The 22,549-nt window shown below is 67.7% G+C and carries 21 protein-coding genes; 9 read left to right on the forward strand and 12 right to left on the reverse strand.

Annotated features, from left to right (window positions below):
• The first annotated feature begins 34 nt into the window (after positions 1-34).
• The 3 genes from NWFMUON74_RS12785 (at position 35) to NWFMUON74_RS12795 (ending at position 2,453) form a co-directional block, all read left to right on the forward strand.
• Positions 35-637, forward strand: a complete 603-nt coding sequence (locus tag NWFMUON74_RS12785) for a DUF3558 family protein (protein ID WP_187688014.1) — start codon at positions 35-37, stop codon at positions 635-637.
• A gap of 179 nt (positions 638-816) precedes the next feature.
• On the forward strand, positions 817-1,590 hold the full coding sequence (locus tag NWFMUON74_RS12790; RefSeq protein ID WP_187688015.1) for an alpha/beta fold hydrolase: 774 nt from the start codon (positions 817-819) through the stop codon (positions 1,588-1,590).
• Positions 1,591-1,601: 11 nt separating this feature from the next.
• On the forward strand, positions 1,602-2,453 hold the full coding sequence (locus NWFMUON74_RS12795) for an alpha/beta hydrolase (protein WP_187688016.1): 852 nt from the start codon (positions 1,602-1,604) through the stop codon (positions 2,451-2,453).
• Positions 2,454-2,503: 50 nt separating this feature from the next.
• On the opposite strand, the gene NWFMUON74_RS12800 is transcribed toward NWFMUON74_RS12795, so the two are convergent.
• Positions 2,504-3,469 (reverse strand): GlxA family transcriptional regulator, encoded by a 966-nt coding sequence (locus NWFMUON74_RS12800; RefSeq protein ID WP_187688017.1) that lies wholly within the window; start codon positions 3,467-3,469, stop codon positions 2,504-2,506.
• 235 nt (positions 3,470-3,704) lie between these two features.
• Here NWFMUON74_RS12800 and NWFMUON74_RS12805 point away from each other — a divergent pair, with 235 nt between their 5' ends.
• The 3 genes from NWFMUON74_RS12805 to NWFMUON74_RS12815 all read left to right on the forward strand — a co-directional run bounded on the left by NWFMUON74_RS12805 (position 3,705) and on the right by NWFMUON74_RS12815 (position 7,136).
• Positions 3,705-4,682 carry a helix-turn-helix domain-containing protein gene (locus NWFMUON74_RS12805; protein WP_187688018.1) on the forward strand — a complete coding sequence of 326 codons (978 nt, stop codon included), beginning with the start codon at positions 3,705-3,707 and terminating at the stop codon, positions 4,680-4,682.
• Positions 4,683-4,880: 198 nt separating this feature from the next.
• Entirely contained in the window at positions 4,881-6,320 is a 1,440-nt protein-coding gene (locus NWFMUON74_RS12810) for an NDP-hexose 2,3-dehydratase family protein (protein ID WP_187688019.1), read from the forward strand.
• A 57-nt stretch (positions 6,321-6,377) separates the two neighbouring features.
• The gene (locus NWFMUON74_RS12815; RefSeq protein WP_187688020.1) at positions 6,378-7,136 is read left to right on the forward strand and encodes an AfsR/SARP family transcriptional regulator; all 759 of its coding nucleotides are present in this window, start codon (positions 6,378-6,380) and stop codon (positions 7,134-7,136) included.
• Positions 7,137-7,153: 17 nt separating this feature from the next.
• On the opposite strand, the gene NWFMUON74_RS12820 is transcribed toward NWFMUON74_RS12815, so the two are convergent.
• Positions 7,154-8,320, reverse strand: coding sequence for a nucleotide disphospho-sugar-binding domain-containing protein (locus tag NWFMUON74_RS12820; RefSeq protein ID WP_232110998.1), 1,167 nt, complete (start codon positions 8,318-8,320; stop codon positions 7,154-7,156).
• Between the two features lie 247 nt (positions 8,321-8,567).
• Between NWFMUON74_RS12820 and NWFMUON74_RS12825 the strand changes: the two genes are divergently transcribed.
• Positions 8,568-9,533, forward strand: coding sequence for a Gfo/Idh/MocA family protein (locus NWFMUON74_RS12825; RefSeq protein ID WP_187688022.1), 966 nt, complete (start codon positions 8,568-8,570; stop codon positions 9,531-9,533).
• Between the two features lie 28 nt (positions 9,534-9,561).
• Positions 9,562-10,155 (forward strand): dTDP-4-dehydrorhamnose 3,5-epimerase family protein, encoded by a 594-nt coding sequence (locus NWFMUON74_RS12830; protein ID WP_187688023.1) that lies wholly within the window; start codon positions 9,562-9,564, stop codon positions 10,153-10,155.
• A 9-nt stretch (positions 10,156-10,164) separates the two neighbouring features.
• Here NWFMUON74_RS12830 and NWFMUON74_RS12835 read toward each other — a convergent pair whose 3' ends face one another.
• The 9 genes from NWFMUON74_RS12835 to rfbA form a co-directional block, all read right to left on the reverse strand.
• Positions 10,165-10,965 (reverse strand): FkbM family methyltransferase, encoded by an 801-nt coding sequence (locus NWFMUON74_RS12835; protein WP_187688024.1) that lies wholly within the window; start codon positions 10,963-10,965, stop codon positions 10,165-10,167.
• 39 nt (positions 10,966-11,004) lie between these two features.
• Positions 11,005-12,264, reverse strand: a complete 1,260-nt coding sequence (locus NWFMUON74_RS12840) for a cytochrome P450 family protein (protein ID WP_197987010.1) — start codon at positions 12,262-12,264, stop codon at positions 11,005-11,007.
• A 19-nt stretch (positions 12,265-12,283) separates the two neighbouring features.
• On the reverse strand, positions 12,284-12,415 hold the full coding sequence (locus NWFMUON74_RS36555; RefSeq protein WP_269475335.1) for a hypothetical protein: 132 nt from the start codon (positions 12,413-12,415) through the stop codon (positions 12,284-12,286).
• A 101-nt stretch (positions 12,416-12,516) separates the two neighbouring features.
• The gene (locus NWFMUON74_RS12845) at positions 12,517-14,097 is read right to left on the reverse strand and encodes an MDR family MFS transporter (protein ID WP_232110999.1); all 1,581 of its coding nucleotides are present in this window, start codon (positions 14,095-14,097) and stop codon (positions 12,517-12,519) included.
• Positions 14,098-15,168: 1,071 nt separating this feature from the next.
• Positions 15,169-16,665, reverse strand: a complete 1,497-nt coding sequence (locus tag NWFMUON74_RS12850) for a MutS-related protein (protein ID WP_187688026.1) — start codon at positions 16,663-16,665, stop codon at positions 15,169-15,171.
• Positions 16,662-18,179 (reverse strand): MutS-related protein, encoded by a 1,518-nt coding sequence (locus NWFMUON74_RS12855; protein ID WP_187688027.1) that lies wholly within the window; start codon positions 18,177-18,179, stop codon positions 16,662-16,664. Before NWFMUON74_RS12855 ends, NWFMUON74_RS12850 begins: the two co-directional genes overlap by 4 nt.
• Before the next feature lie 163 nt (positions 18,180-18,342).
• Positions 18,343-19,566: a nucleotide disphospho-sugar-binding domain-containing protein gene (locus NWFMUON74_RS12860; RefSeq protein WP_187688028.1), complete on the reverse strand. Its 1,224-nt coding sequence runs from the start codon at positions 19,564-19,566 to the stop codon at positions 18,343-18,345.
• A complete protein-coding gene (locus tag NWFMUON74_RS12865) occupies positions 19,563-20,759 on the reverse strand; it encodes a class I SAM-dependent methyltransferase (protein ID WP_187688029.1) in 1,197 nt (398 codons plus the stop codon). Before NWFMUON74_RS12865 ends, NWFMUON74_RS12860 begins: the two co-directional genes overlap by 4 nt.
• A gap of 15 nt (positions 20,760-20,774) precedes the next feature.
• A complete protein-coding gene (gene rfbA, locus NWFMUON74_RS12870) occupies positions 20,775-21,668 on the reverse strand; it encodes a glucose-1-phosphate thymidylyltransferase RfbA (RefSeq protein WP_187688030.1) in 894 nt (297 codons plus the stop codon).
• A gap of 282 nt (positions 21,669-21,950) precedes the next feature.
• Between rfbA and NWFMUON74_RS12875 the strand changes: the two genes are divergently transcribed.
• The gene (locus NWFMUON74_RS12875) at positions 21,951-22,193 is read left to right on the forward strand and encodes a hypothetical protein (RefSeq protein WP_187688031.1); all 243 of its coding nucleotides are present in this window, start codon (positions 21,951-21,953) and stop codon (positions 22,191-22,193) included.
• A 33-nt stretch (positions 22,194-22,226) separates the two neighbouring features.
• Here NWFMUON74_RS12875 and NWFMUON74_RS12880 read toward each other — a convergent pair whose 3' ends face one another.
• The gene (locus tag NWFMUON74_RS12880; RefSeq protein WP_187688032.1) at positions 22,227-22,517 is read right to left on the reverse strand and encodes a hypothetical protein; all 291 of its coding nucleotides are present in this window, start codon (positions 22,515-22,517) and stop codon (positions 22,227-22,229) included.
• Positions 22,518-22,549: the final 32 nt, after the last annotated feature.

The following is a 22,549-nucleotide window of genomic DNA, read 5'->3' on the forward strand; positions in this document are numbered from 1 at the left end:
TCTCTGGTGAGATGGTGATCGGGAGGGGAGGCCGATGATCAGAAGACCGCGGTCGGGCCGGGGCCTGTGGATGGTGGGAGTGCTGGCCGTCGCGATGGCGGCCGTGGGCTGCGAGACCTCCACCGTGACAGAACCTCCGCCCGGCCCGCCGACCAGCACGGCGCTTCCGGTTCCGCCCGGCCCTGGCCCGTGGACGCCGGCGGAGGTGCGCGAGTATCCGTGTGCGGTCCTGAGCGCCGAGGAGATCGTCCGGTTCGGGCTCGATCCGCATGATGTGGACGCCACGCCCGGCCGGCAGTGCGGGTGGGAGGCGCTGACCCGGCCCGGCGACCTGGACGGGCATCACTTCCTGTACTTCCGCCCCGACAGCCAGGTGCGCTATCCCGATGAGATCCGGCCGCCCGACCCGCCGGACCTTCCGGAGACCGAGATCGAGATCGGTGGCCGTCGCGCCCTGCTCAAACCTGTGCCCCGCGCGGACGACCGCAACGGTGCCTGTGTCGTGCGCGTGTGGGTGCCCTCGGGCGGTTCCTTCGAATTCCAGGTACGCGCCGGCTCGGCGTTCATCGGGGTCGATTGGGACGTCTGCGCCAGGACCATCGAGGTGGCCACCGCCGTCTCAGCGCACCTGCGCTGAGCGTGAACCGAATCTGACGGCACCGGGCGCCGGTGCTGTCCGAATTTGCTGCTTTCTCGTCCCGCGCGGCGGGGTCGGACACGCTGTCTCTCGAACACACTGTCTCTCGAACACACTGAGGGCGCCCGCATGAGCGGCGCAGCGGAGAACGGGACAGTCGTGAATAGGAGTCGGACAAGATGCGAACCATCCGCAAGGCGATCCTGACAGCGGTGAGCGCGGCGGCGATCGCCGTGGTGGGCGCGCCCGTCGATGCCGAAATCGTGCGGCCCACAATAGTTCTGGTGCACGGCGCATTCGCCGACGCGACCAGCTGGGACGACGTGGCGGCCGAGTTGCGCGCCGACGGGTACCGAGTGGTGGTGCCGGACAACCCCTTGCGCGGGCCCGGCAGTGACGCCGCGGTCATCGAGCAGGCCCTGGCCGGAATCGACGGCCCGATCGTGTTGGTCGGGCATTCCTACGGCGGTGCGGTGATCACGAATGTCGCCGACCCGGACGTACGGGCCCTGGTCTACATCGCGGCCTTCGCCCCCGCACCGGGTGAGCCGATGTTCTCCGCCATCGACCCGCTGCGATTCCCCGGCAGCCGGCTGCTGCCACCCGCTCTGTCGCTGACGGTCACGAACGGCGGCCTGGACGGCTATGTCGATCCGGCCCACTTCCACCAGGTCTTCGCGCAGGACGTCGGCGATGTCACGGCCGCGAACATGATCGCGCACCAGAGGTCCATCGCCGCCGCCGCCAATCTCGAACCCTCCGGACCCGCCGCGTGGTCGACGACGCCCAGTTGGTTTCTGGTCTCCGCCGACGATCGCGTGATCCCGCCCGCGGCGCAGCGTTTCATGGCGCAGCGCGCGGGCGCGCACACCACCGAGGTCGCCGCCTCGCACGCCTCCCTCGTCTCTCGGCCCGCCGCCGTCGTGGCGGTCATCGAACAAGCCGCGCTGTAAAGGAATTCGCCGTGACAACACCGTCATCGATCGATCAGCACACACTCGACCAGATCGAAGCCGCCAACGAAAGCGGTCGCACCCCTGTGGTTTTCGTGCACGGACTCTGGCTGCTGGCCAGCAGCTGGGACCGTTGGGCGGAACTGTTCGCGGCCGCCGGATACGCCCCGGTGACCGCCAACTGGCCCGATGACCCGGCGACCGTCGAGCAGGCTCTCGAACACCCGGAAGTGTTCGCGGGCAAGACCGTCGGACAGGTCGCCGAGCATGTCGCCGCCGTGATCGGCGCCCTCGACCGCAAGCCCGCGGTGATCGGGCACTCCTTCGGCGGCCTGCTGGCCCAGATCGTGGCCGGTCGCGGGCTGTCGGTGGCGACCGTCGCCATCGACGCTGCGCCGTTTCGCGGGGTGTTGCCGTTGCCGATCAGCTCGCTGCGCGCCGCCGCACCGGTGCTGAGCAATCCGGCCAATCGCCATCGCGCGGTGCCGCTGACCTTCGAACAGTTCCGCTACAGCTTCGCCAACGCGGTCGGCGAGGACGAGGCGAAGCGTCTGTACGAGACCTTCGCCGTTCCCGCTCCCGGCGCGCCGCTGTTCCAGGCGGCCGCGGCCAACCTCAACCCGTGGTCGGAAGTCAAGGTCGACCACGAGAATCCCGATCGCGGGCCGCTGCTCATCGTGTCCGGCGAGCAGGACAACACGGTGCCCCGCGCCATCACCGAGGCCGAATTCCACAAACAGCGCAAGAATCCCGACGTCACCGAGTTCGTCGAGATCCCGGGCCGCGGTCACGCCCTGACGATCGATGACGGCTGGCGCGACGTCGCCGACACCGCACTGCGGTTCATCAGACGCTTCGCCTGACCACCGAATCCGGGAGCGAGCCGACGAACTCCCGCTCCCGGAACACCGGGTCAGCCCACGCTGTGCAGGGCGGAACGGAACCGCTGCTGATATTTCTTGGGCGAGATGCCCAGCCGCATCACGAAGGCCCGCCGCATGGCCTCGCTGGTGCCGAACCCCGACACCACCGCTGCCTCGGTCACCGAGTGCCCGGCCTCCAACTTCCCGCGAGCCACCGCGAAGCGCACGAAACTCACGTACTCCGCGGGCGAGCTGTCCAGCTCGGTGCGGAACAGGCGCGTCAGGTGGCGCGAACTCACCCGCACATGCGCGGCAAGGCTTTCCACCGTGTACGGGAACGCCGGATCGGCCCAGATCAACTCCGTGACCTTGCTCACCAGCGGACTGCTCGGGGTGGGCACGCTCAGCGCCGCCGAGAACTGTGACTGGCCACCGGCCCGCTGCATGTACACCACCAGCTGCTGTGCCACCTTGCGCGCGATATCCGCGCCGTGGTCCTCCTCCACCAGTGCCAGCGCGAGATCGATGCCCGCCGCCACGCCCGCCGACGTGTAGAGATTGCCGTCGCGCACGAAGATCGCGTCGGCGTCGACATCGATCTGCGGGAACCGCGCGGCCAGATCTTTGGCGAACTCCCAATGGGTGGCGGCGCGCCGCCCATCCAATACACCGAGGTGAGCGAGTAAGAACGCGCCGCTGCAGATCGAGGTGATCCGCCTGGCATCGCGGACCAGCTCCCGGGCCGCCGCCAGCACCGGCTCGGTCACGAACCGGTCGGGCATCCATTCGCTGCCCGGGATCACCACGGTATCGAATCGTCCGGCATCGGCGACCGCGCATCTGACTCCCACGGGCCCGCCGATCGACGTTTCGACCGGACGACCGTCGCTGGAGACGAGCACCACCTCGTAGGCCGGCAAGGTTTGGTTGGTTTGTACGAAAACCTCTGCGGGACCGGCGAAGTCGAGCATCTTCACCCCGTCGAAAAGCAGAATCCCGATACGCTTGCGGGTCATTGCCGACTCCTCCTGGCCGGTGGCCGTGCCGAATCCGTCCGCTCCGATCGTCCGAGAGTGCACGACCGTGGCGCACTCACCGGCAGATCTGCCCGCGGCTTCGCACATATCATTGGCCCGGATCAGCGGAATCCCTGTGCTGAGTGTGCGCCGATTCATGCTCGGAGTGCGCAAGCGATTGCACCGTGGCACGTCGGTGAGCCAACCTGATGGCGATCGATCGATAGAGGTTGGAATGACGCAATTGTGGAAGTCGGCGGACGTGCCGGCCGCACAGCGGGCGGACGCCGTGCGGGAAGCCGTCGGCAGCCAGGTTGTCCGCGTCGATATCGACCTGCCCGAAGACCCTCGGGAGGTCCAGGTGGATCTGAGCCTGTCCCACGCCGGGCCCGTCCAGATCCTGACCGTGAACTCGATGGCCACCACCGTGACCCGCAGCCCCCGGCTGGCGCGCGAGGAGACCGAACCGCAGCTGTTCCTCACGCTGCAGGGGACCGGCGCCTCGGCGACGACCCAGCACGGTCGGCAAGCGCTGCTGAGCACCGGTCAGTTCGCTGTCTACACCACCTCGAGCCCCTACACCTTGGCCTTCGACCAGGGGCTGGACGCACATTTCTTCCGGTTCCCGCTGGCCGAGCTGGCGATGCCGGAGTCGGCGGTTCACGAGGTGTCCGCGCGCGCCCTCGGCGTGGCCGATCCGGTCGGCCGACTGACGGCCGACTACCTGCGGCGCATCGCCGAGAGCGCGGATCTGCGGTCGCGGGCGATCGCCGACACCCTCGCCCAGCCGACCATCGACCTGGTGCGGGCGGCCCTGTTCAGCAGCATGACCGACCCGGCGGTCGGCAAGGAGTCGATGCAGACCACCCTCGAACTGCGTCTGCTGGAATACCTGCGCACCCACCTGGGCGATCACGGCCTGACCGCCGCCAAGGTCGCCGCCGCGCACCACATTTCCGTCCGGCACCTGTACACGGTCCTCGGGCGAGCCGAGATCTCCCTGGGCGATTGGTTGCGCACGCAGCGCCTGGAAGCCTGCCGAAGAGAACTCGCACATCCGAACGCGCGCCATCGCACCATCGCCTCGATCGCCCACCAATGGGGTTTCGCCGACGCCACGCACTTCAGCCGGGCCTTCCGCACCGCGTACGGGATGACGCCGAGTGCCTGGCGCGAAGAAAAGGCGAAACCGTCGCGAACCGTTGCCTCATGAGAAATGCCCGGGTGCGACACGCATTGTTTCCTCACGGCAGAATGCCCGCGTGCTACCCGATAGGCGCAGGTAGAGCGTGGTAACGGGGCAGACGCCGGTGGCATTTCATTGTCGTGGGGCTGTGGTTCGGCTCTAGTGTGGTTCGAGCGCCGATGTGATACTCCGAGCGACGGTGGTCCCGAGCGAGGAGGAAGCGGAATGTCCGAGACTGTTCGGGCCCGGCGACCCAGACCCAGCCGAGACATTGTCGATCGATCGTTGCTGGCCGCCTCGGCAATGGTCACCGAGACCGCTACGGCGCCCGCCGGCGACTTCGAGCGCTGGTGGGAGGAGATCTGCGCCGACACCGAACTCGTGGTCGAACGCGTGCCGTTCGCCGACATGCGGAATTGGAGGTTCGACACCGAGACCGGGAATCTGGGGCACGACAGCGGTCGCTTCTTCACCATCCAGGGTTTGCGGGTCACCACGGAACAGCCGCCGGTGCCGCAGTGGACGCAGCCGATCATCAATCAATCCGAGGTCGGAATACTCGGATTGGTCGTCCGCGATTTCGACGGCGTGCTGCATTGTCTGGTCCAGGCCAAGGTCGAGCCGGGCAATATCAATGTCGTACAGGTGTCTCCGACGGTCCAGGCTACCCAGAGCAATTACACCCGGGTACACGGCGGGCAGCCGGTACCGTACCTCGAATATTTCACCGCTCCCGAGCGGGCGCGGGTGCTGGTGGACGCGCTGCAGTCCGAGCAAGGGTCGTGGTTCTATCGAAAGCGCAACCGCAACATGGTCGTCGAGGTCACCGAACCGGTACCGGTGCGGCACGGTTATCGCTGGATCACCCTCGGTCTGCTGCGGCGTATCGCCGCTGTGGACAACCTGATGAATATGGACCTGCGCACCGTTTTCGCGTGTATGCCCTTCGATCGGAGTGCGGAAGTCCTGGAGGGCCGGGTCGAGGACGACTTCCGGCTGGCGGTCGCCCGCTCCCTCTCGCCGCGCACCGGCGCCTTGCATACCAGGATCGAGGTGATGCGCTGGTTCAACGACATCAAGGTCCGGAATTCGATTGCCGCCCAGCTCACCCCGTTGCGCGAGGTCCACGGATGGCGGCGCACCGGGTACGAGATCGCGCACGAGAGCGGGAAATACTTCTCGGTGATCGCCGCGGCGGTGCGTTCGTCGCGACGCGAGGTACGTGAGTGGACGCAGCCGTTCCTGGCTCCGGTAGGCGTCGGTGTGATCGCATTCCTGGTCCGCGGGTTCGCCGGCGCGCTGCATGTCCTGGTGCACGCGCGTATCGAGCCGGGATACCTCGATATCGTGGAATTGGCGCCGACCGTCCAATGCACGCCGGAGAACTACGCCGACTGGCCGGATCGGTATCGGCCGCCGTTTCTGGACGACGTTATCGGGGCCGATCCGGGGCAGATACGTTACGACGCGATCCAGTCCGAGGAGGGCGGCCGCTTCTTCCAGGCGCAGAACCGCTACCTCATCATCGAGGTGGACCAGGACCTGGACGTGCCACCCGATTATCTGTGGATGACGGTCGGTCAGCTCACCGGTCTGCTCGAGCACGGCCACTACCTGAACGTGCAGGCGCGCAGCCTGATCGCCTGCTTGAACTCGGTGTGGTGAGCGGCGATGCCGCGCACCGCCGGACCGGTCGGCCTGAGAATTTCCATCCTGGGGACCATGACATTCGCCGCGGGTGACCGCGTCCCGATGTTGCGCGCCGCCAAGCCGCGCCAACTGCTCGCACTGCTGATCATGAATCCGAATCGACCGGTCCCGGTCGACAAACTGGCGGCCGAACTGTGGGGCGATACGCCGCCGAAAAGTTCGGTCGCCACCATCCAGACCTATATCCTGACCCTCCGGAAGTTCTTCACGAACTCGTTGGCGGTCGACGCCGCGGTGGTGACGAAAGAGCTACTCGTCACCGAACCGGTGGGCTACACCCTGCGGATGCGCTCGCGGCAGCTCGATCTGCACGACTTCACCGACCTGGCCGCGCGCGGGCGAGCCGCACTGACCGAGGGCCGGATCGCCGAGGCCGCCGAACTGCTCCGCCACGCAACGGATCTCTGGCGCGGCCGCCCGTTCGCGGATATTCCCATCGGCCAGGTACTACGCCCGAAGGTGCGCGGACTCGAGGAGGCCAGAATGGTCGCCTGGGAAGATCGCATCGATGCCGACCTGCGGCTCGGCCGCCACCGCGAGGTGATCAGCGAGCTCTCCGAATTGACCGGCGAGCATCTGTTCAACGAGCGGCTGCACGGTCATCTCATGATCGCGCTCTACCGCAGCGGCAGGCGGCTGGAGGCGCTCGAGGTCTTCCAGCGATTGCGCGCGCGGATGATCGAGGAGGTCGGGCTGGAACCGTCGAAGATGCTCTGGCACGTACATCAGGCCGTGCTCGCCGACTCCGGGCTGGAGTACATGTCGAGCTGACGGGCCCGATCGCGTTGTCACACCAGCTGTTCGAGGGATCCGACCAGCTCGGCCGGGCTCGGCGTCGCCAGCATCCCGGCCTTGACCGACTCGGCGCCTTCCCGATACGACGACTCGTGCAACACCAGCGCGAGCTCCGCACGGAGTATGTCGACGGTGGCCTGCTCCCCGGCGGACAGCTCGGCGGCGACGAGATGGCGACCCGCACCGGCGGCCGCCCACCGGGATCCGATCAGCGCGGGCTCCGGCCTGGTAGAAATGATCAGCTGCGGAACGCCGTTGATGCCGGCGGTGAGGGTGGTTCCCGCGCCGCCATGGTGCACCACCGCGGCGCAGCCGGGCAGCAGATACTTCAACGGCAGGTCGATCGCGACGCGCACGCCTGCCGGCAACTCTCCCAGTTCGTCGCGCATCTGCTCGGTGGTGGCGAGTACGACCTCGACGTCGAGTCCGGCGGTCGCGCGCAGCACCGTGCGGACGAGATCGGTTGGCGCGGCACCGAGCTTGGCCTCGGTGGCGCCCCATGTCACGCAGACCCGCGGCCGCGCGCCCTGCTCGAACAGCCAGTCGGGCACGGCGCCCGGTCCGTTGTAGGGGACATACCGCACCGGCATGCATCGTCCGTCGATCGGTAGGCGGATCGCGGGCGGGCACGGATCGATCCAGGCCGTCGGCATATTCCTGATCGACACGTTACGGGCGGCGTAAAGGTCGGCGTATTCCGGCAGGGGCTCGGCGCGGAAGTCGCGCATCTCGGCGCGCTGCGGTCCGGGTGCGCCCCACAGGGAACTCGCGTTCGGCACGTCCAGCACCGCCGCCGTGACCGCCCCGGCATACGACAACGCGTCGTGCAGGATCAGGTCCGGCCGCCAGCCGCGCGCGACCTCGATGAGGTCGTCGACCATGGCCTCGGCCATCCCGATGTGGATGCGCCCCACCGCCGCGACCAATTCGCGTTGTCTGTCGTCGAGCAGCTCCGGATGCATCGGCCACCTGTCCGGCCACTGCCGCTGGGAATGGCGCGCCGTGCGTCTGCGGGCGGGGGAGACCGGAGCCATCTCGACATCCTTGCCGACCGCGACCGCGGGCATGCCCGACCGCAGAATCACGTCGGTCAGGCTCGGCGTGCTCGCCACCAGGACCTCATGTCCCGCGGCCTGGCATGCCCATTCCAACGGCACCATCGGAAAATGGTGGGACGGCCACGGAAATGTCGTGCACAGAATTCGCATGCCGGTGTCCGTTCCTCTCCACGCGCGGGAGTCGATCTCATCGTGCCACGCGGCACTCGAATCACCCTGGAGCCGTGCTGGTTTCGACTCCCGCTGGAGCGCCGCTCCAGTGCCGCTCGATTGCCACGATGGACAGTGGAGGGGTCGATCCGGTCCGGTATCCGGCCCGGAGGATTTCCCGACGGAGACGACGGCAGACATGACGATTCGCCTGGGTGTGCTCGGCTGTGCCGACGTGGCTCGCCGAAAGACCCTGCCCGCACTCGAGCAGGTACCCGACCTGTCCCTCGTGGCCCTCGCCAGCCGCGATCTCGACAAGGCCGAAACCTTCTCGGCTCGGTTCGGCGGCGAACCCGTGGCGGGCTACGACGCGCTACTCGCTCGCACCGACATCGACGCCGTCTATATCCCGCTGCCGCCCTCCCTGCACGCCCACTGGACGCGCCGCGCGCTGCACGCGGGATTGCACGTTCTGGTGGAAAAGCCGTTGGCGACAACGAAAGCCGAAGCGTGGGCGGCGGCATCGGCGGCCGTCGAACAGGACCTGGTGCTGGCCGAGAACTTCACCTTCCTGCACCACAGCCTGCACGCCACGGTGACGCAGCTGGTCACCGACGGCGTCATCGGTGAATTGCGCGCCCTCACCGCGGATTTCGGCTTTCCCCCGCTGCCGGACGGCGACATTCGCTACCGGCCCGAGCTGCGGGGCGGGGCCCTGTACGACGCCGGGGTCTACCCGATTCGCGCCGCGCAACTGTTCCTCGGCCCGCAGCTGGAACTCCTCGGCGCGATGTTGCGGATGTCGCCGAAGCACGGGGTCGACATCGCGGGCAGTGCGCTGCTGGCGTCGCCGACCGGCGTCACCGCGCAACTGACCTTCGGCTTCGCGCACGACTACCGCTGCGCGTACACCCTGTGGGGCGAGCGGGGGCGGATCAGCGTCCACCGGGCGTTCACCCCGCCGGACGACCTCGCGCCGATCGTCCGGATCGGTCGCCAGGGCGTGGTCGAGGAACGCCGCCTGCGCCCGGATACCCAATTCCGCAACAGTCTGGTCGCATTCGCGCGGGCCGTCGCAACGGGGCGAGGCACCGACGTGGCCGCGCTGGTCCGGCAGGCCGAGCTGGTCGAGGCCATCGCCACCACCGCGCGGCGCGTCCATTGAGCACACGTCACCACGAAGGAGCGGTCGAATGAATATCGAGGAACTGAATGTTCCGGATTCCTACCGGATCACGCCCGTGAAGCATGCTGACGAGCGGGGATACTTCTACGAGGCAGTACGCAGCGGCCGACTCGGCGACGCGGTGGGGCACCGGTTCGAAGTCGCGCAGATGAATTTCTCCGTCTCACGCCGCAACACGCTGCGGGGCCTGCACAGTGTCCAGATCCCGCCCGGCCAGGCGAAGTTCGTGATGTGCCTGCGCGGCAGCGCGCTGGACATCGTCGTGGACCTGCGCGTCGACTCGCCCACGTTCGGGTCCCACAGCGTGAACATCCTCGACGCCGCCGGCGGGATCGCCGTGTACATCGCTGCCGGGCTGGGCCATGCGTTCCTGGCGCTCACCGACGACACCTGCGTGGGTTATCTGTGCTCGACGACCTACGTGCCGGAGGCGGCCTACACGATCCACCCGCTGGACACGGAACTGAATCTGCCCTGGGGGCTGAGTGAACCGCCGATCATGTCGCCGGAGATGGCGCACGCGATGAGCCTGGAACAGGCCGTCGACCGTGGTGTGCTGCCGACCTACAACGAGTGCAAGCAGTACTACGCGAACAGTTAGTGGAAATCGTCAGCGACGGCTCGCGTTCACCATGTAGATGTTGGTTCCGGCCATACTCGGATCCTGAGCGGCGTCCACCCGATAGCCGCGGCCGCCGAGCCGCTCCGTGACACGATCCACCCGGTGGTCCAGGTCGTGCACCTCGACGACCAGCCGATCGATGCGCGGCCACGTGGCGTCGCCGATCCCGTCCAGCACCTCCAGTTCCGCGCGTTCGACGTCGATCTTGACCAGCGCCACCCGCTCGACATCGAATCGCGCCACGAGTTCGTCCACCGTGGTGACCGGCACGACGGCCCGGCTGATGTGCTGGAACTTCGCGACGAGGGCGGGCTCCCGCTGCGCCCGGGCGGACTCGGACAGACCCGCGTTGCGCAGGTAGGTCCGGCTGACCTCCACCGAATCCTCGAGGTCGGGGTGCAGCGTCGAGTTGGCGGGGGACCGGGGGTAATAGGTCAATTCCGCTGTCCCGCAAGCCGACCCGACGGCAGCGCGCACCGCGGCGCAACCCGGCGCGTGCCGGTCCAGATTGGCGTGGAGGGCCGCGTGGCTGACCGGTGCGGGCTCGGCCGCGATTGCCCGGATGCCCGGGGTCGCGGCGACGAACCGGAGTGTGGTGAGGCCTATATTGGCGCCGATGTCGAGTACGACATCCCCCGCGGACAGGTCGGCGGCCGCTGCTCCATAGAAAGGGTCCTGGGATACCGACTGCCACAACAGTTTCGCGTACAGCGGATCGGGCGCGAGGATCCGCCTGCCGTCCGGCAGGTCCAGTTCCGACAGATCGGCGTGGAATTCGGAGTGCGACATCGTGGTATCCCTTCGGCGGGGCGTCGTGCGGCGGTCGGATCAGGGCTGCGGGACCGGTCGTGCGGGCAGTTCCCACACGCCGCGGAACGCCGAATCGCGCCAGACGATCTCGTCCGGATCGACCGCGAGACTCAGGTCCGGATACCGACGCAGGATCCGCTCGAAGGCGGTCACCGCCACCAGGCGGGCCAGCGGCGCACCGACGCAGCGATGCACGCCGTAGCCGAAACCCAAGTGGCCCATCGGCTTCGGTCTGCTCGTCACCGTGTGCGGGGCGTCGAACCGCCCCGGGTCGCGATTGGCCGCCGTGAGCGACACCCACACCAGCTCGCCCGCCGCGATCTCGGCACCGCCGAGGCGCACCGGTTCGAGAGTGACTCGCGCGGTGGTGAAATGGGACGGACCGTCCCAGCGCAGGAATTCCTCGACCGCGGCGGGAATTCGCTCCGGAGTGGTGTGCAGCGCGTCGAACAGCGAGCGGTCGCGCAACATCGCGAACAGACCGGTGCCGATGAGATTGGCGGTCGTCTCGTGGCCGCCCATCTGCAGCAGGAACAAGGTCGCGACCAGCTCGTGCTCGCTCAGCCCGCCTTCGGCTCGTGCTGCGACGAGTGTCGACAGCAGGTCCATGCCGGGGCCCCGGCGGCGGGCGGCGACGAGTTCGCGGAGGAATCGCACCAGACAGGCACCCGCGCCGGCGACCTGTTCGGGCGTCACCGTGCGGACCGTCTTCCTCGACTCCAGCCCGGGCATCGCGTCGAGCAGTAGTTGCCGATAGCGATCGCGGTCGCGTGGCGGCACTCCCAGCAGGTCGCACATCGCGGCCAGCGGAATCGGCCTGGCGTAGCCGGCAATGAGGTCGACCACCGGTCGATCCGCCATCGCGTCGAGCAGTTCCTCGGCGTGGGCGATGATTCCGGGGCGCAGCGCCTCGACGGCACCGGCGCTGAACGCCCCGGTCACGAGCTTGCGCAGCCGGGTGTGCTCGGGCGGATCGGAATTGAGCATATGCCGGATCGGTGCCCGCTCCCGGGTGCCGCCCGGTTTCGACAGATGACTCATGATCGCGGCGAACCCGTCGGCCCGGCGCCGGAGATCCGCCGGCGCGCGGTCCAGGTTCTTGCCGATCCGGCGGTCGGTGAGCACCTTGCGGGCCAGGTCGTAGCCCGTGACGAGCCAACCGGTCTGGCCGTTGGGCAGCCGTACATGATGCACAGGGGCGCGCAGTCGCAGCTGCTCGTAGACGCGGTGCGGATCGGCCAGGAAATCCTGTCCGAGTTCGACCAGGATCGACGCCATCATATTCTCCTCGGCGCGCTCACCGATCGACCGACGGTTCGCTCACGCCGCGGTTCAGCTTGTCGCCGTGGTTCAGCTTGTCGCCGCGGAGTCCGATCTCCTCGGCGTCACGAACGAAGGACGGGCCGTCGACATTCTCGGCATTCCGCATTCATTGACGGTACCTCATTGTTTGATGTCCATCAATGCTGCGCCACAATGTCTTTCGCAATGCACCCGCCGCGTTGTACGCATTTCTCGCGAGGGTTGCCGTCAAGCCCGAGGTTCTTCCGGCTGCGGCGCGGCCGGACCGGAGTTCGCCGCCTTCGGCTGCGACCGGGTGGTCAGCCGGATATCTCGCAGCAGGCACGAGGCGACGAAACCGAGCAGGGCACAACCCATCCCGGCCCAAAAGACGCCCTGCACGCCCGCCGTCACACTGGCGTGCACCGCATCCTGCGCCTGCGCCGGGAGGGCCTGCACTCGCTCGGGGGTCAAATTGTTGCCGTCCGCGGGCACTCCCGGGCCGAGGCCGCCGTGCTCGTCGGCGGTGGCGGTGAATCGCGACGCGTAGATCGTGCCGAGTACCGCCGCGCCGACCGACATGCCCATCGTGCGCAGGAAGGTACTCATTCCCATCGCCGCACCCATGTCCCGCAGGCCGACACTGTTCTGTGCGATCAGGGTCGGCACCTGCAGGGTGAATCCGATACCGATGCCCAGCACGATCATTCGCATGATCAACGCCGCCTGACCGGTGTGCGCGTCGATCAGGGCGAGCAGCACCATGCCGAGTGCCGCACAGGCCATGCCGACGATCGGATAGATCCGTATCCGGCCGTTGCGCGCGATGATCTGGCCCAGCAGGGCGCTGACGATCACGGCCGGCGCCATGATGGGCAGGGCGAGCAGGCCGCTGCTGGTGGCGGAGAGCCCCTGCACCAGTTGCTGATACGGCGCCATGAAGGCGGCCGCCGCGATCATGACGAGTCCCGACACGAAGGCGAGCACGCTGGCCAGTGCGAAATCCCGGCCGGTCAGCACGTGCAGCGGCGTGATCGGCTCGGCCGCCGTCCGTTCGACCCGGACGTACACCGCGAGCACGACGACGAATACCGCTGCCAGCGTGAGGATCTGCCAGGAATCCCAGGCGTAGCGCGCATGCGCCCAGCTGCCGATCAAGACCAGAGCGGTGGTCCAGATGGTCAGCAATATGGCGCCCCACCAGTCGATCACCAGCTTCGGCCGCTCCCGCGGCGGAAGGTGCACGGCCCGCCAGACGGTCACCAGCACGATGGCTCCGAGCGGCAGATTGACGAGGAACACCCAGCGCCACGAGGCATTGTCGGTGATCCAACCCCCTACCAGCGGGCCGCCGAGCAACGAGATCGGCATGATCGCCATGAGCAGTCCCTGGTACCTGGCGCGCTCGGCGGGCAGCACGAACTCGCCCAGGATAGCCATCGCACCCGCGACCAAGCCGCCGGCGCCGATGCCCTGAACGCCACGAAACAGTGCCAGCTGCACCATGTCCTGCGCCGCGCCGCTGAGCGCGGAGCCGAGCAGGAACAGCACGATCGAGGCCTGGAAGGTGGCTTTGCGGCCGAGGAGATCACCGGCCTTGCCCAGGATCAGCGTCGAGATTCCGGAGGTGAGCGTATATCCGGTCACCACCCACAGGAGTTGTTGCGCTCCACCGAGTTCGCCCACCATCGTGGGCAGCGCCGTACCCACGATGGTGTTGTCCAGCATCGCCAGCAGCAGCGCGATCAGCAGACTGCCCAGCACCGGCAGAATCTCGCGGGCGGTTCGTGCGGTGGGTACGGCATCGACCTGCGATGTCGGCCGGGTCATTTCCATTTTCCCTCATCAATCAGGTTGTCGCACAGGGGTTGTCCCGAGATGATATTTCGGCCGCCCGCACCGGCGCAGCAGATGTGCCGGGAACCATTATCGCAATCCTGGCCCAGCCACCCGGGTGTTGCCCGCCGTGCCGAGCGGCGCTACAAATGACAGGTACGCCAACATTGATACATCGCAATCCAATGCGTGCACGTGCTCGGCAATGGCGATACCCACGGCTCGCCGCCGTGTCCCCGTCGAACCGACCGAGGAGCGTCACAGCAGGTGACAGCCTATTATCGGCTGAGGGGACGGTGCCGGACAATGGATCGACAGCAAATGGTCACGAGCGCGCTGGCACTACGCTACCGGAACGCGGGAAAGGACCGGAAGAATGCGATCCTGACCGAACTGTGCCTGCGCACCGGCTGGCACCGCGATCACGCCCGCAAGCGATTGCGCGCCGCGCTGGACCCGAAAGCCGTTGCCCGGCAACGACGAGCCCGTCCGTCGAGCTACTCCACGGAGGTGTTCGAGGCATTGCGCACGGTGTGGCTGGCGCTCGGTAACCCGTCCGGTAAGCGGATGGCGCCGTTCCTGCCCGAGGCGGTGGCGCGATTGCGCGACTGCGGGGAGCTGGACATCGATGACCGGACCGCGGCGCAACTGTCGGCGCTGTCGGCCGCGACCATCGACCGCAGGCTCGCCGACGACCGCAAGCGGTTACGCGCCGCGGCCGCACCGCTGTCGCGGGCACGGCTCCCACGCCCCACCAACGAGCGAGAGCTGCTGTTGTGCAACGAGATTCACGCGAAGCTGCGGCTGCATCGAAACTTCTTCTCGCCGCGCCAGCTGCTCGTGGCCAAGCACCGGGTCGGGACCAAGGTGGTCAGGCGCTACGACACCGCCCGCACCCCGTATCAGCGGCTTCTCGACAACCCGAACATTCCCCCGCACGCCAAGGCCGCGCTCACCCAGCGGTACCAGGAGCTCAACCCCGCGCAGCTGCGCCGCGATATTCTCGCCCTGACCGAGCAGCTGATCGCACCGGGGCGGCAACGGCGAAACACGGTGCCCGCGAGCTCAACTCTCGCCGGTCACTCCGAATCGATAACCGAAGATGCGAGCGAAGATGTCCTGGCCGTGGCTGGTCGCCTCCGGTGCGCCCACCGCCAGCCGGTAGGTACGGCGGCCGTCGGGCGCGCGCTCGGCGCGCAGGAAGATGTCCGAACGGTACCCGGCGTCGTAGCGACGGCGCACGAAATCGTAGAGATGCGTGACGATGAGGACCTTCACCCCGGAATCCAGCAGCGCCGTGACGATCGGGTCGGCGATGGCCCCGGCCTCCTGATCGTTCGTGGACGCGAACGGCTCGTTGAACAGCACCATCGCGCCGGCGCGGAGCTCGTCGGTGATCTCCCTGACGCGGGCGAGCTCCTCGTCCAGCCGCCCGTGGGTCATGCTCGGGTCCTCGGGCTGCACGAAATGCGTGAATACGCCTTCGCGCACGTCGGCGGTGAACGCCCCGGCCGTGACGAACATGCCGGCCTGCATCATCAGCTGGGCCACGCCGACGCTGCGCAGAAACGTCGACTTGCCGCCGCTGTTGGCTCCGGTCACCACCAGCAGCGTGTGACCGACGGCGTCGATGCTGTTGCCCACCACGGTATTCGATGACAGGCACAGCGAGGTATCGCGCAGTTCCTCCGCGCGCAGCACCGGGCCGCCGCCGACCGTCGGCTCCGGAAAGCAGATCGGGACACCGGCCCGCAGCAGCCGATCGTGCAGATTCAGGCAGCCGAGATAGAACGCCAGCTCCGCACGCAGCGACCGGAAGAACTCCTGGACATTGTCGGTCGCGCGGGACACCACTTCGGCGACCGCGTCGAGCGGCGGCTCGATGACCGCCATCAATGGATCGTTCGGCAGCTCGAAATCACTGGTCGCCTCGAAAGCCGTGCCGTCGCGGCGGGAACCGAACAACGTGCGTTTGACCTCTTTCGGCGGCTCGTGCAGCATCACACGGTACGGCTTGTTGCCTGCTCCGAGTGTCGCACTGAACATGATCCCGTAGTCGGCGAAGTCCAGGGACTCCAGGTGCTCCGAGAGGGTCACCAGATATTGTTCGTCGAGCAGGTCCGTCAGCGCCGCGCACAGCCGGGTCAACCCGTCGGAAGTGCACGCGCCCGCGTACTTTTCACACGTCTGCCGGAGTTTACGCAGATACACCGCCAATTCCTCGAGCGGTTGTCGCGCCAGTCCGAGCTTCACCCGGGGGGTACCGCCGCGCCCGGAGCCCCAGCGCCGCACCGCGACCGCCTCGGTGGCGAGGGCGAACAAGTCGTGCAGCATATCGGGCGTGGTGAGGAAGTCGCCCAGCACGGACTGCCGGTAGCGGATCACGTCCACGTCGGTGAGGCTCGCGGGCACAACGGCTTTCACCACCTGCCCGATGAACTTGTCGCCGAGAGCCATGGCGGCGTACAGCTCGTCCAAGCCGAGATCACCGGCCACGGCCGTCCCGTGTCGGGCGAGGCGTCCGGCGCCGCTCGGTGGCTGCAGTAGGCCGACCGTGATCATCGCACCCGCTCCCGGATCGCCTCGTAGGTCAGCCCGTGTCGCTGCGCGACCACCGCCGCGTAGGTGAGTCCGTCGGGCGGGCGGCGCTCGATCCGGAATGTCCGGACCGGATCGTCATCCGATTCGATGCCCGCGACCATACTCACCACCTCCGGTCCCCATTCGGCGAGCTCTCCGACGAATGTCACGAACACCGCCACCGCGCCGGAGGAAACAATGCGGCGCACCACCTCCCCGCCGAGCAGGGCCGCGTCGGCGGCTGTTGTGGTACTCAGGCTTTCGTTCAATATCACGATACTGTGCGGCGTGATCCGGTTCAGGATTTCGTGCAGGCGGAGCAGTTCCTGAGCCAGGGCGCCGTCCGGGTCGTTGGCGTCGTCCTCGCGTACGAAATGTGTGAACAGCCCATCCGACAGCATGACCCGCGCCCGGCTGCCCGGTACCGGGCAGCCCAGGGCGGCAAGATACGTCAACTGACCGAACATCCGGCCGAAGGTGCTCTTGCCGCCCTGATTCGGGCCGGTGACCACCAACATCCGCTCCGCCCCGTCGAGCCGGAAGTCGTTGGTCACCACCGTCTTGTCTCCGGCGGCCAGGGTGTTGGCGAGCGCCAGGTCGTATCCGCCTTCGACGAACATTCCGGCGAAATCCGCCGTCACCTCCGGATAGCAGAACCGGGCGCCGTGCCGCTCCAAGCGCTGGACGAACCGCAGATAGTCGAGGTAGAAACGCAATTCCAGGTCGAATCGCGCCACCGTCGCATCGATCACCTCGCGGTACTGCCGGGCGTGCTGGGCCAGTCGCCGGAACTCCCGAGGGTGACGGTCGGCGACGGTGGCGAGGATCTGTTCCTCGACCTCGTTCATATCCGGCCACGGATCGATGACGCGGGGGCCACGCGGGTCGTTCACGGGGCGGAGTCTGGCGAGCGCGTTCGCGATCACCTCGCTGTAATCGGATTGGCCCGCGTAGGACCCGACGACGACCTGACGGCCCTGCACATGAATGGTGTAGCGGAGCGACTCCAGCGCACTCCGTACGTTCGCGCCGTCGTCCGCGAATTCGCGGAACTCCGCGCCGTTCAGGTGCTCGTCGAGCCAGGCACGCCATTCCAGCAGGCCGGTAGCACGCAGGGGCAACTCGTGCAGCGCGTTGTGCAACTCCTCGAGCGTCCGGACGTACACCGCCTCGCCGTCGAGCTGCCAGCGGTCGCGCTGGCAGGCGTTCTTCATTTCCCCGGCGCGCTCGAGATGTTTGCGGACCGACCGCATTCCGGCGACGAAGGCGTCGAACACCGCGCGCATCGCGTCGTCCGCGAGATCGGCGAACACCTCGTGGCGATACCGCACGACGGACACGTCGGACAGCGGGCGCCGATGCACCGCTGCGTGCAACTCGCCACCGGCGGCGGCGAAGATCTGATCGAGATTCAAGTCGGTGAGTGCCTCGGGCGCGACGGCTACCGTGGCGGTTTCGCCGGCGTGCCCCCAAACGATGCTGCTGAATCGACTCAAGCCCCATTCCTTCCCCTCGCTCGACGCGAAGGTAGCACGGCACCGTACCCGCGACCAGCATTCCGGACCCAGCCACCGATGCCGACGGGATGAATATGCGGGATCCGCACCGGCACAATACATTCCCGGTCGCGGCCGGTCGCATTGCCCGCCCCGTGCGGGTTCACGCTCGAATCACCCGCACCAGCGACCGCACGACCTCGGCGGGACTGGGCTGAGCCATCATCTCGCGTCTGAGTTCGGCCGCCGCGTTCCGGATGGTCTCATCGCCCAGCGCCACGGCGACCGATTCCCGCACCAGATCGGGCCGCAGGTGCTTGTGGTCCAGCCCGATCCCGGCGCCCGACTTCGTCAGCAGCTCCGCCACCAGCCCCTGATCGATGATCTGTGGCACCAGGAGCTGCGGCACACCGTGGGCCGCCGCGGTGAGCATGGTCTGCGCGCCGCCCTGATGGAGCACCACGGCGCAGGTCGGCAGCAAGAGATCGAGCGGCAGGTCCACCGCGGCCCGGCTGTTCGGGGGCAACTCGCCCAGCTGCTCGCGGTCGTGTGGGCGAACCGCGACGACGACCTCGACATCCAGGGTGCGCAGTGCGTCGAGCAGTTCGGGCAGCAGCGACCCGCCGCCGCCGTGCAGCGCCTGCGCGCCGGTCCCCCAGGTGAGGCAGATCCTCTGGCGCACAGGAGGTTTCGTCAACCAGCTCGGCAGTGTGCCGGACCCGTTGTAGGGCACGAACCGCACCGGCAACCGGCGGGGGATTCCCGGCACCTGGATTCGCTCCGGACACGGGTCCACCGTGCGGAGTGGCGCATTCGCTCCGACGTCGACTCCGTACCGGTCGTAGAGCCGCCGCAGCCCCTCCGGCCAGCCGACCTCGGCGTCGCCACCGAGACCCGGGAAACGCATAACGCGCAGGAAATCGGGGCCGAGCAGGTGGTGGACGAGCGGGGCGTCGACGACACTCGCGGCCACCGGCGCCGCGTACATCAGGGGATCACCGATGATGAGTTCGGGCCGCCAGGCGCGCGCGAACTCGACCAGGTCCGGTGTCGCGTCCTCGGCGATCCGGACATGCGGGATCATCATGAAGGCCAGGATGTGCGCCAGCTTGTCGGTGGGCAGCTTCCACAGATCGCCGACATCGCCGCTCAGCTCCCGGCGCGCCCGCTGCACCTCGGGCGAGCGCCGCAGCTCCGTCATTCCGGCCGAGAGATCGGAGCGTCCGCCGATCGGCACGGCGATCATTCCCGAGCCGGTCACGGCCGCGGTGATACTGGGATGCGCCGCGATCCGGACCTCGTGCCCGGCCGCGCGCGCGGCCCAGGCCAGCGAGGTCATCGCGTAGTAGTGGGTGGCCCACTCGAACGGCACGAACAGGATTCTCATCGGCCACCCCGATCGACGGCATCCTCCGGGCCGGGGTCACCGACCATGGCGTCGAAGGAATGCGGAATCCACGGCGGGATCCCACCTTCGGCATTGATGCCCTTCTCGATCACGGCGAGGTTGTGATACACGTGCACACCCACCACCAGATTCGCGGGCGAGGCGCCGGGTTCGTCGGGCCGCTCCTCGTAGTGGAGCTTGTCGAGCAGACCCTTGAGCATTCCGATCGCTGTCGTCGGCGGCGAGACCGGTCCCGCGGCCCCGCCGAAGCCCGGGCAATAGGTGGTCCACAGGTCCTCGATGACATACAGGCCGCCCGGCCGCACATGGTCGAACAATGTGCCGAACGAGGTCAGGATGTGCTCGTTGACGTGGCTGCCGTCGTCGATGACGATGTCGAAGGGCCCGTGTTCGGCCGCCAGCGTGGTCAGGAAGGCCGGATCGTTCTGGTCGCCGCGCACGGTACGGATACGCGGCTGATCGACGCCGCGTTTGGCGAAGACGTCGACACCGGTAACGATGGCACGGGGAAAGTACGCCTTCCACAGCCGCAGCGATTCGCCACCGGCATCGGGGTCACGATATCCGCCGATGCCGATCTCGAGAATGCGGATCGGATCGGTGCGGCGGTTCCGCAGATGCGTTTCGTAATGCGGGGCGAACCAGTGCACCGTGCCCCACTTGTCGGATCCGAACCGGACCGCCAGCTCGCCGAGGTCGGGGCAGCGGGCGGAGCGGCCGCTGAGCACCGCGTCGATCGCGCGCCCGATCGAGGGCCAGGCCTGGTCGAGTATCGGCAGGTAGACGGTGCGCACCGGGGGCTCGGCCAGGCGCAATTCGGTGCGGTGGGTACCCGCGGCCCGCTCCCGCGGCGGCCCGTACAGCTCGGCGACGAGATCGGCGAGTTCGAACTCCAGGCGCGCGATCGCGGTCTCGTCCGGCCCCGCCGTCACGCCGACGGGCTGCCCCGACTGCACGGCGAGGGAGTGGGCGAATACCTTCTCGCCGTGGCGCAGCCGCAGTTCGATCACCATGCGGTACTCGTTGGTGGGCGGGCGGCAGCGGAACACCAGCTCGTCGACCACCAGCGCGCCGACCGCCTGCGCGCCGATGTCCTCGATGGCGGCGACGAGATCCGCATGTCGGCAGCCTGCCGCCAGGATGAGGCGTTCGGCCTGATCGGTGGGGTCCATCCCACTCTCCTCCAGTCACATCGGTCGCGGCGACCCGGTGGTTTCCAGATGAATTCGCTCCAGGTACTTTCCGTACTCCGAGGCCGATCCGACGGCCGCGATCGCCGCGGCGAGACCGTCGCGGTCCAGCATGCCCATCCGGTAGGCGACCTCCTCGACGCAGGCGATCCGCACACCCTGACGGTTCTGGATGACCTGCACGTAGTTGCCGGCATCGAGCAGGCTGGTGTGGGTGCCCGCGTCGAGCCAGGTGGTGCCTCGGCCCAGGTTCACCAGTTCGGCCCGGCCCTCCTGGATGAAACGGCGATTCAGGTCGGTGATCTCGAGTTCGCCGCGTGCCGACGGCCGCAATTGCGCGGCGTAGTCGAGCGCATCGTTGTCGTAGAGGTAGAGGCCGGTGACGGCCAGCGAGGAGGGCGGTCGATCGGATTTCTCCACGATGTCGATCAGGCGGCCGTGCCGGTCGAACACCGCGACACCGTACCGCTCGGGGTCGGCCACCGAGTAGCCGAACAGGGTGGCGCCGTTCAGCTTCTCGATGCTCTCCTGGAGAATGCGGGCCAGGTTGTGGCCGTGAAAGATGTTGTCGCCCAGGATCAATGCCACCGGCCCGGCGCCGACGAATTCGCGTCCGATGAGCAGTGCCTCGGCCAGCCCGTTCGGTTCGGCCTGCACGGCGTAGCGCACCTCTATGCCGAGGCGGCGGCCGTCGCCGAGCAGCGTGCGGAAGTGGCCCACATCGCGGGGAGTGCTGATCAGCAGGATCTCGCGGATGCCCGCCAGCAGCAGCACCGACAGCGGGTAGTAGATCATGGGTTTGTCGAACACGGGTAGCAGCTGCTTCGACATGACCTGTGTCAATGGCGTGAGCCGGGTACCGTGGCCGCCGGCCAGAATTATCCCCCGCACAACCGATCTCCCTGCGACGGTCACCCCGACGGCTCCGTACTGAAATCGCTGCCGCGCAAGTAGTCTCGGCTCCGGCACCGAGCGGCGCAAGCAACACAATGAATGACAGTACGCGATCGCGGGGAACCCGGCAAGCATTCACAATGCATTCTTTCGCATTGTTGGAAATGCCCTTCGAGCCACCTTGCTTAAGCAGACCTATAGACGAAGCCGAGGGGCGCGGACGATCCTCTTCGCAGTCCGCATCCATCCGGGATGCGATCGAGCTCAGGAGCACCGGGCATGAACATCACAAGGATCGCCGGCGTGGCCGCGACGACTGTCGCGGTCGGTGCCGGCGGCCTCCTGACGGCCGCGCCTGCCCAAGCGGGCACCTGGTACACCGCCGATTTCGACACCTACGCGCGGTGCGACGCCGCCGGCGAATACAAGATCGAACATCACCAGGCCGTGCAGTACTACTGCGACAACGTCAGCGACCCATGGGAGCCGCAGCTGTGGCGCCTGCACTTCCTGACGCCTTAGCGGCGGGCCCCGGCCGCCGGGCGGCGATCAGGTTCACCGGCGGCGCAGGAACGCGACCAGGCAGCATTCCCTGTCGCTCGAGCTGTCGACGCTTCGCTCGATCACGCTGACCAGTTCCCAGCCCTGGGATTCGAGCAGTTCGACGCCGTTGAGCAGGTGCACGATCGGCTCGAAGAGGGTGGCGGTGTTGTCGGCCAGGACGCGACGCTCGAGCCGGGGAGGCGAGCTCAGGGCCAGGTTCCGGCGCGGGTAGGAGCTCAGGTCCACGACGCCGTTCAGTACGGCGATCACGTCGAAGACAGGCCCGGGTGCGGGAGCATTCACCTCTCCATAATGCTGGCCGCGCTCCGACAACC

The sequence above is a fragment of the Nocardia wallacei genome (genome assembly GCF_014466955.1).
Lineage (GTDB): Bacteria > Actinomycetota > Actinomycetes > Mycobacteriales > Mycobacteriaceae > Nocardia > Nocardia wallacei.

What these genes read in the sequence shown, in the direction of transcription:
- NWFMUON74_RS12785 (WP_187688014.1), top strand. Translation starts at nt 35, where the DNA reads ATGATCAGAAGACCGCGGTCGGGCCGGGGCCTGTGGATGGTGGGAGTG.
- NWFMUON74_RS12790 (WP_187688015.1), top strand. Translation starts at nt 817, where the DNA reads ATGCGAACCATCCGCAAGGCGATCCTGACAGCGGTGAGCGCGGCGGCG.
- NWFMUON74_RS12800 (WP_187688017.1), bottom strand. Translation starts at nt 3,469, where the DNA reads ATGACCCGCAAGCGTATCGGGATTCTGCTTTTCGACGGGGTGAAGATG.
- NWFMUON74_RS12805 (WP_187688018.1), top strand. Translation starts at nt 3,705, where the DNA reads ATGACGCAATTGTGGAAGTCGGCGGACGTGCCGGCCGCACAGCGGGCG.
- NWFMUON74_RS12810 (WP_187688019.1), top strand. Translation starts at nt 4,881, where the DNA reads ATGTCCGAGACTGTTCGGGCCCGGCGACCCAGACCCAGCCGAGACATT.
- NWFMUON74_RS12815 (WP_187688020.1), top strand. Translation starts at nt 6,378, where the DNA reads ATGACATTCGCCGCGGGTGACCGCGTCCCGATGTTGCGCGCCGCCAAG.
- NWFMUON74_RS12820 (WP_232110998.1), bottom strand. Translation starts at nt 8,320, where the DNA reads ATGGTGCCGTTGGAATGGGCATGCCAGGCCGCGGGACATGAGGTCCTG.
- NWFMUON74_RS12825 (WP_187688022.1), top strand. Translation starts at nt 8,568, where the DNA reads ATGACGATTCGCCTGGGTGTGCTCGGCTGTGCCGACGTGGCTCGCCGA.
- NWFMUON74_RS12830 (WP_187688023.1), top strand. Translation starts at nt 9,562, where the DNA reads ATGAATATCGAGGAACTGAATGTTCCGGATTCCTACCGGATCACGCCC.
- NWFMUON74_RS12835 (WP_187688024.1), bottom strand. Translation starts at nt 10,965, where the DNA reads ATGTCGCACTCCGAATTCCACGCCGATCTGTCGGAACTGGACCTGCCG.
- NWFMUON74_RS12840 (WP_197987010.1), bottom strand. Translation starts at nt 12,264, where the DNA reads ATGGCGTCGATCCTGGTCGAACTCGGACAGGATTTCCTGGCCGATCCG.
- NWFMUON74_RS36555 (WP_269475335.1), bottom strand. Translation starts at nt 12,415, where the DNA reads ATGCGGAATGCCGAGAATGTCGACGGCCCGTCCTTCGTTCGTGACGCC.
- NWFMUON74_RS12845 (WP_232110999.1), bottom strand. Translation starts at nt 14,097, where the DNA reads ATGACCCGGCCGACATCGCAGGTCGATGCCGTACCCACCGCACGAACC.
- NWFMUON74_RS12850 (WP_187688026.1), bottom strand. Translation starts at nt 16,665, where the DNA reads ATGATCACGGTCGGCCTACTGCAGCCACCGAGCGGCGCCGGACGCCTC.
- NWFMUON74_RS12860 (WP_187688028.1), bottom strand. Translation starts at nt 19,566, where the DNA reads ATGAGAATCCTGTTCGTGCCGTTCGAGTGGGCCACCCACTACTACGCG.
- NWFMUON74_RS12865 (WP_187688029.1), bottom strand. Translation starts at nt 20,759, where the DNA reads ATGGACCCCACCGATCAGGCCGAACGCCTCATCCTGGCGGCAGGCTGC.
- NWFMUON74_RS12875 (WP_187688031.1), top strand. Translation starts at nt 21,951, where the DNA reads ATGAACATCACAAGGATCGCCGGCGTGGCCGCGACGACTGTCGCGGTC.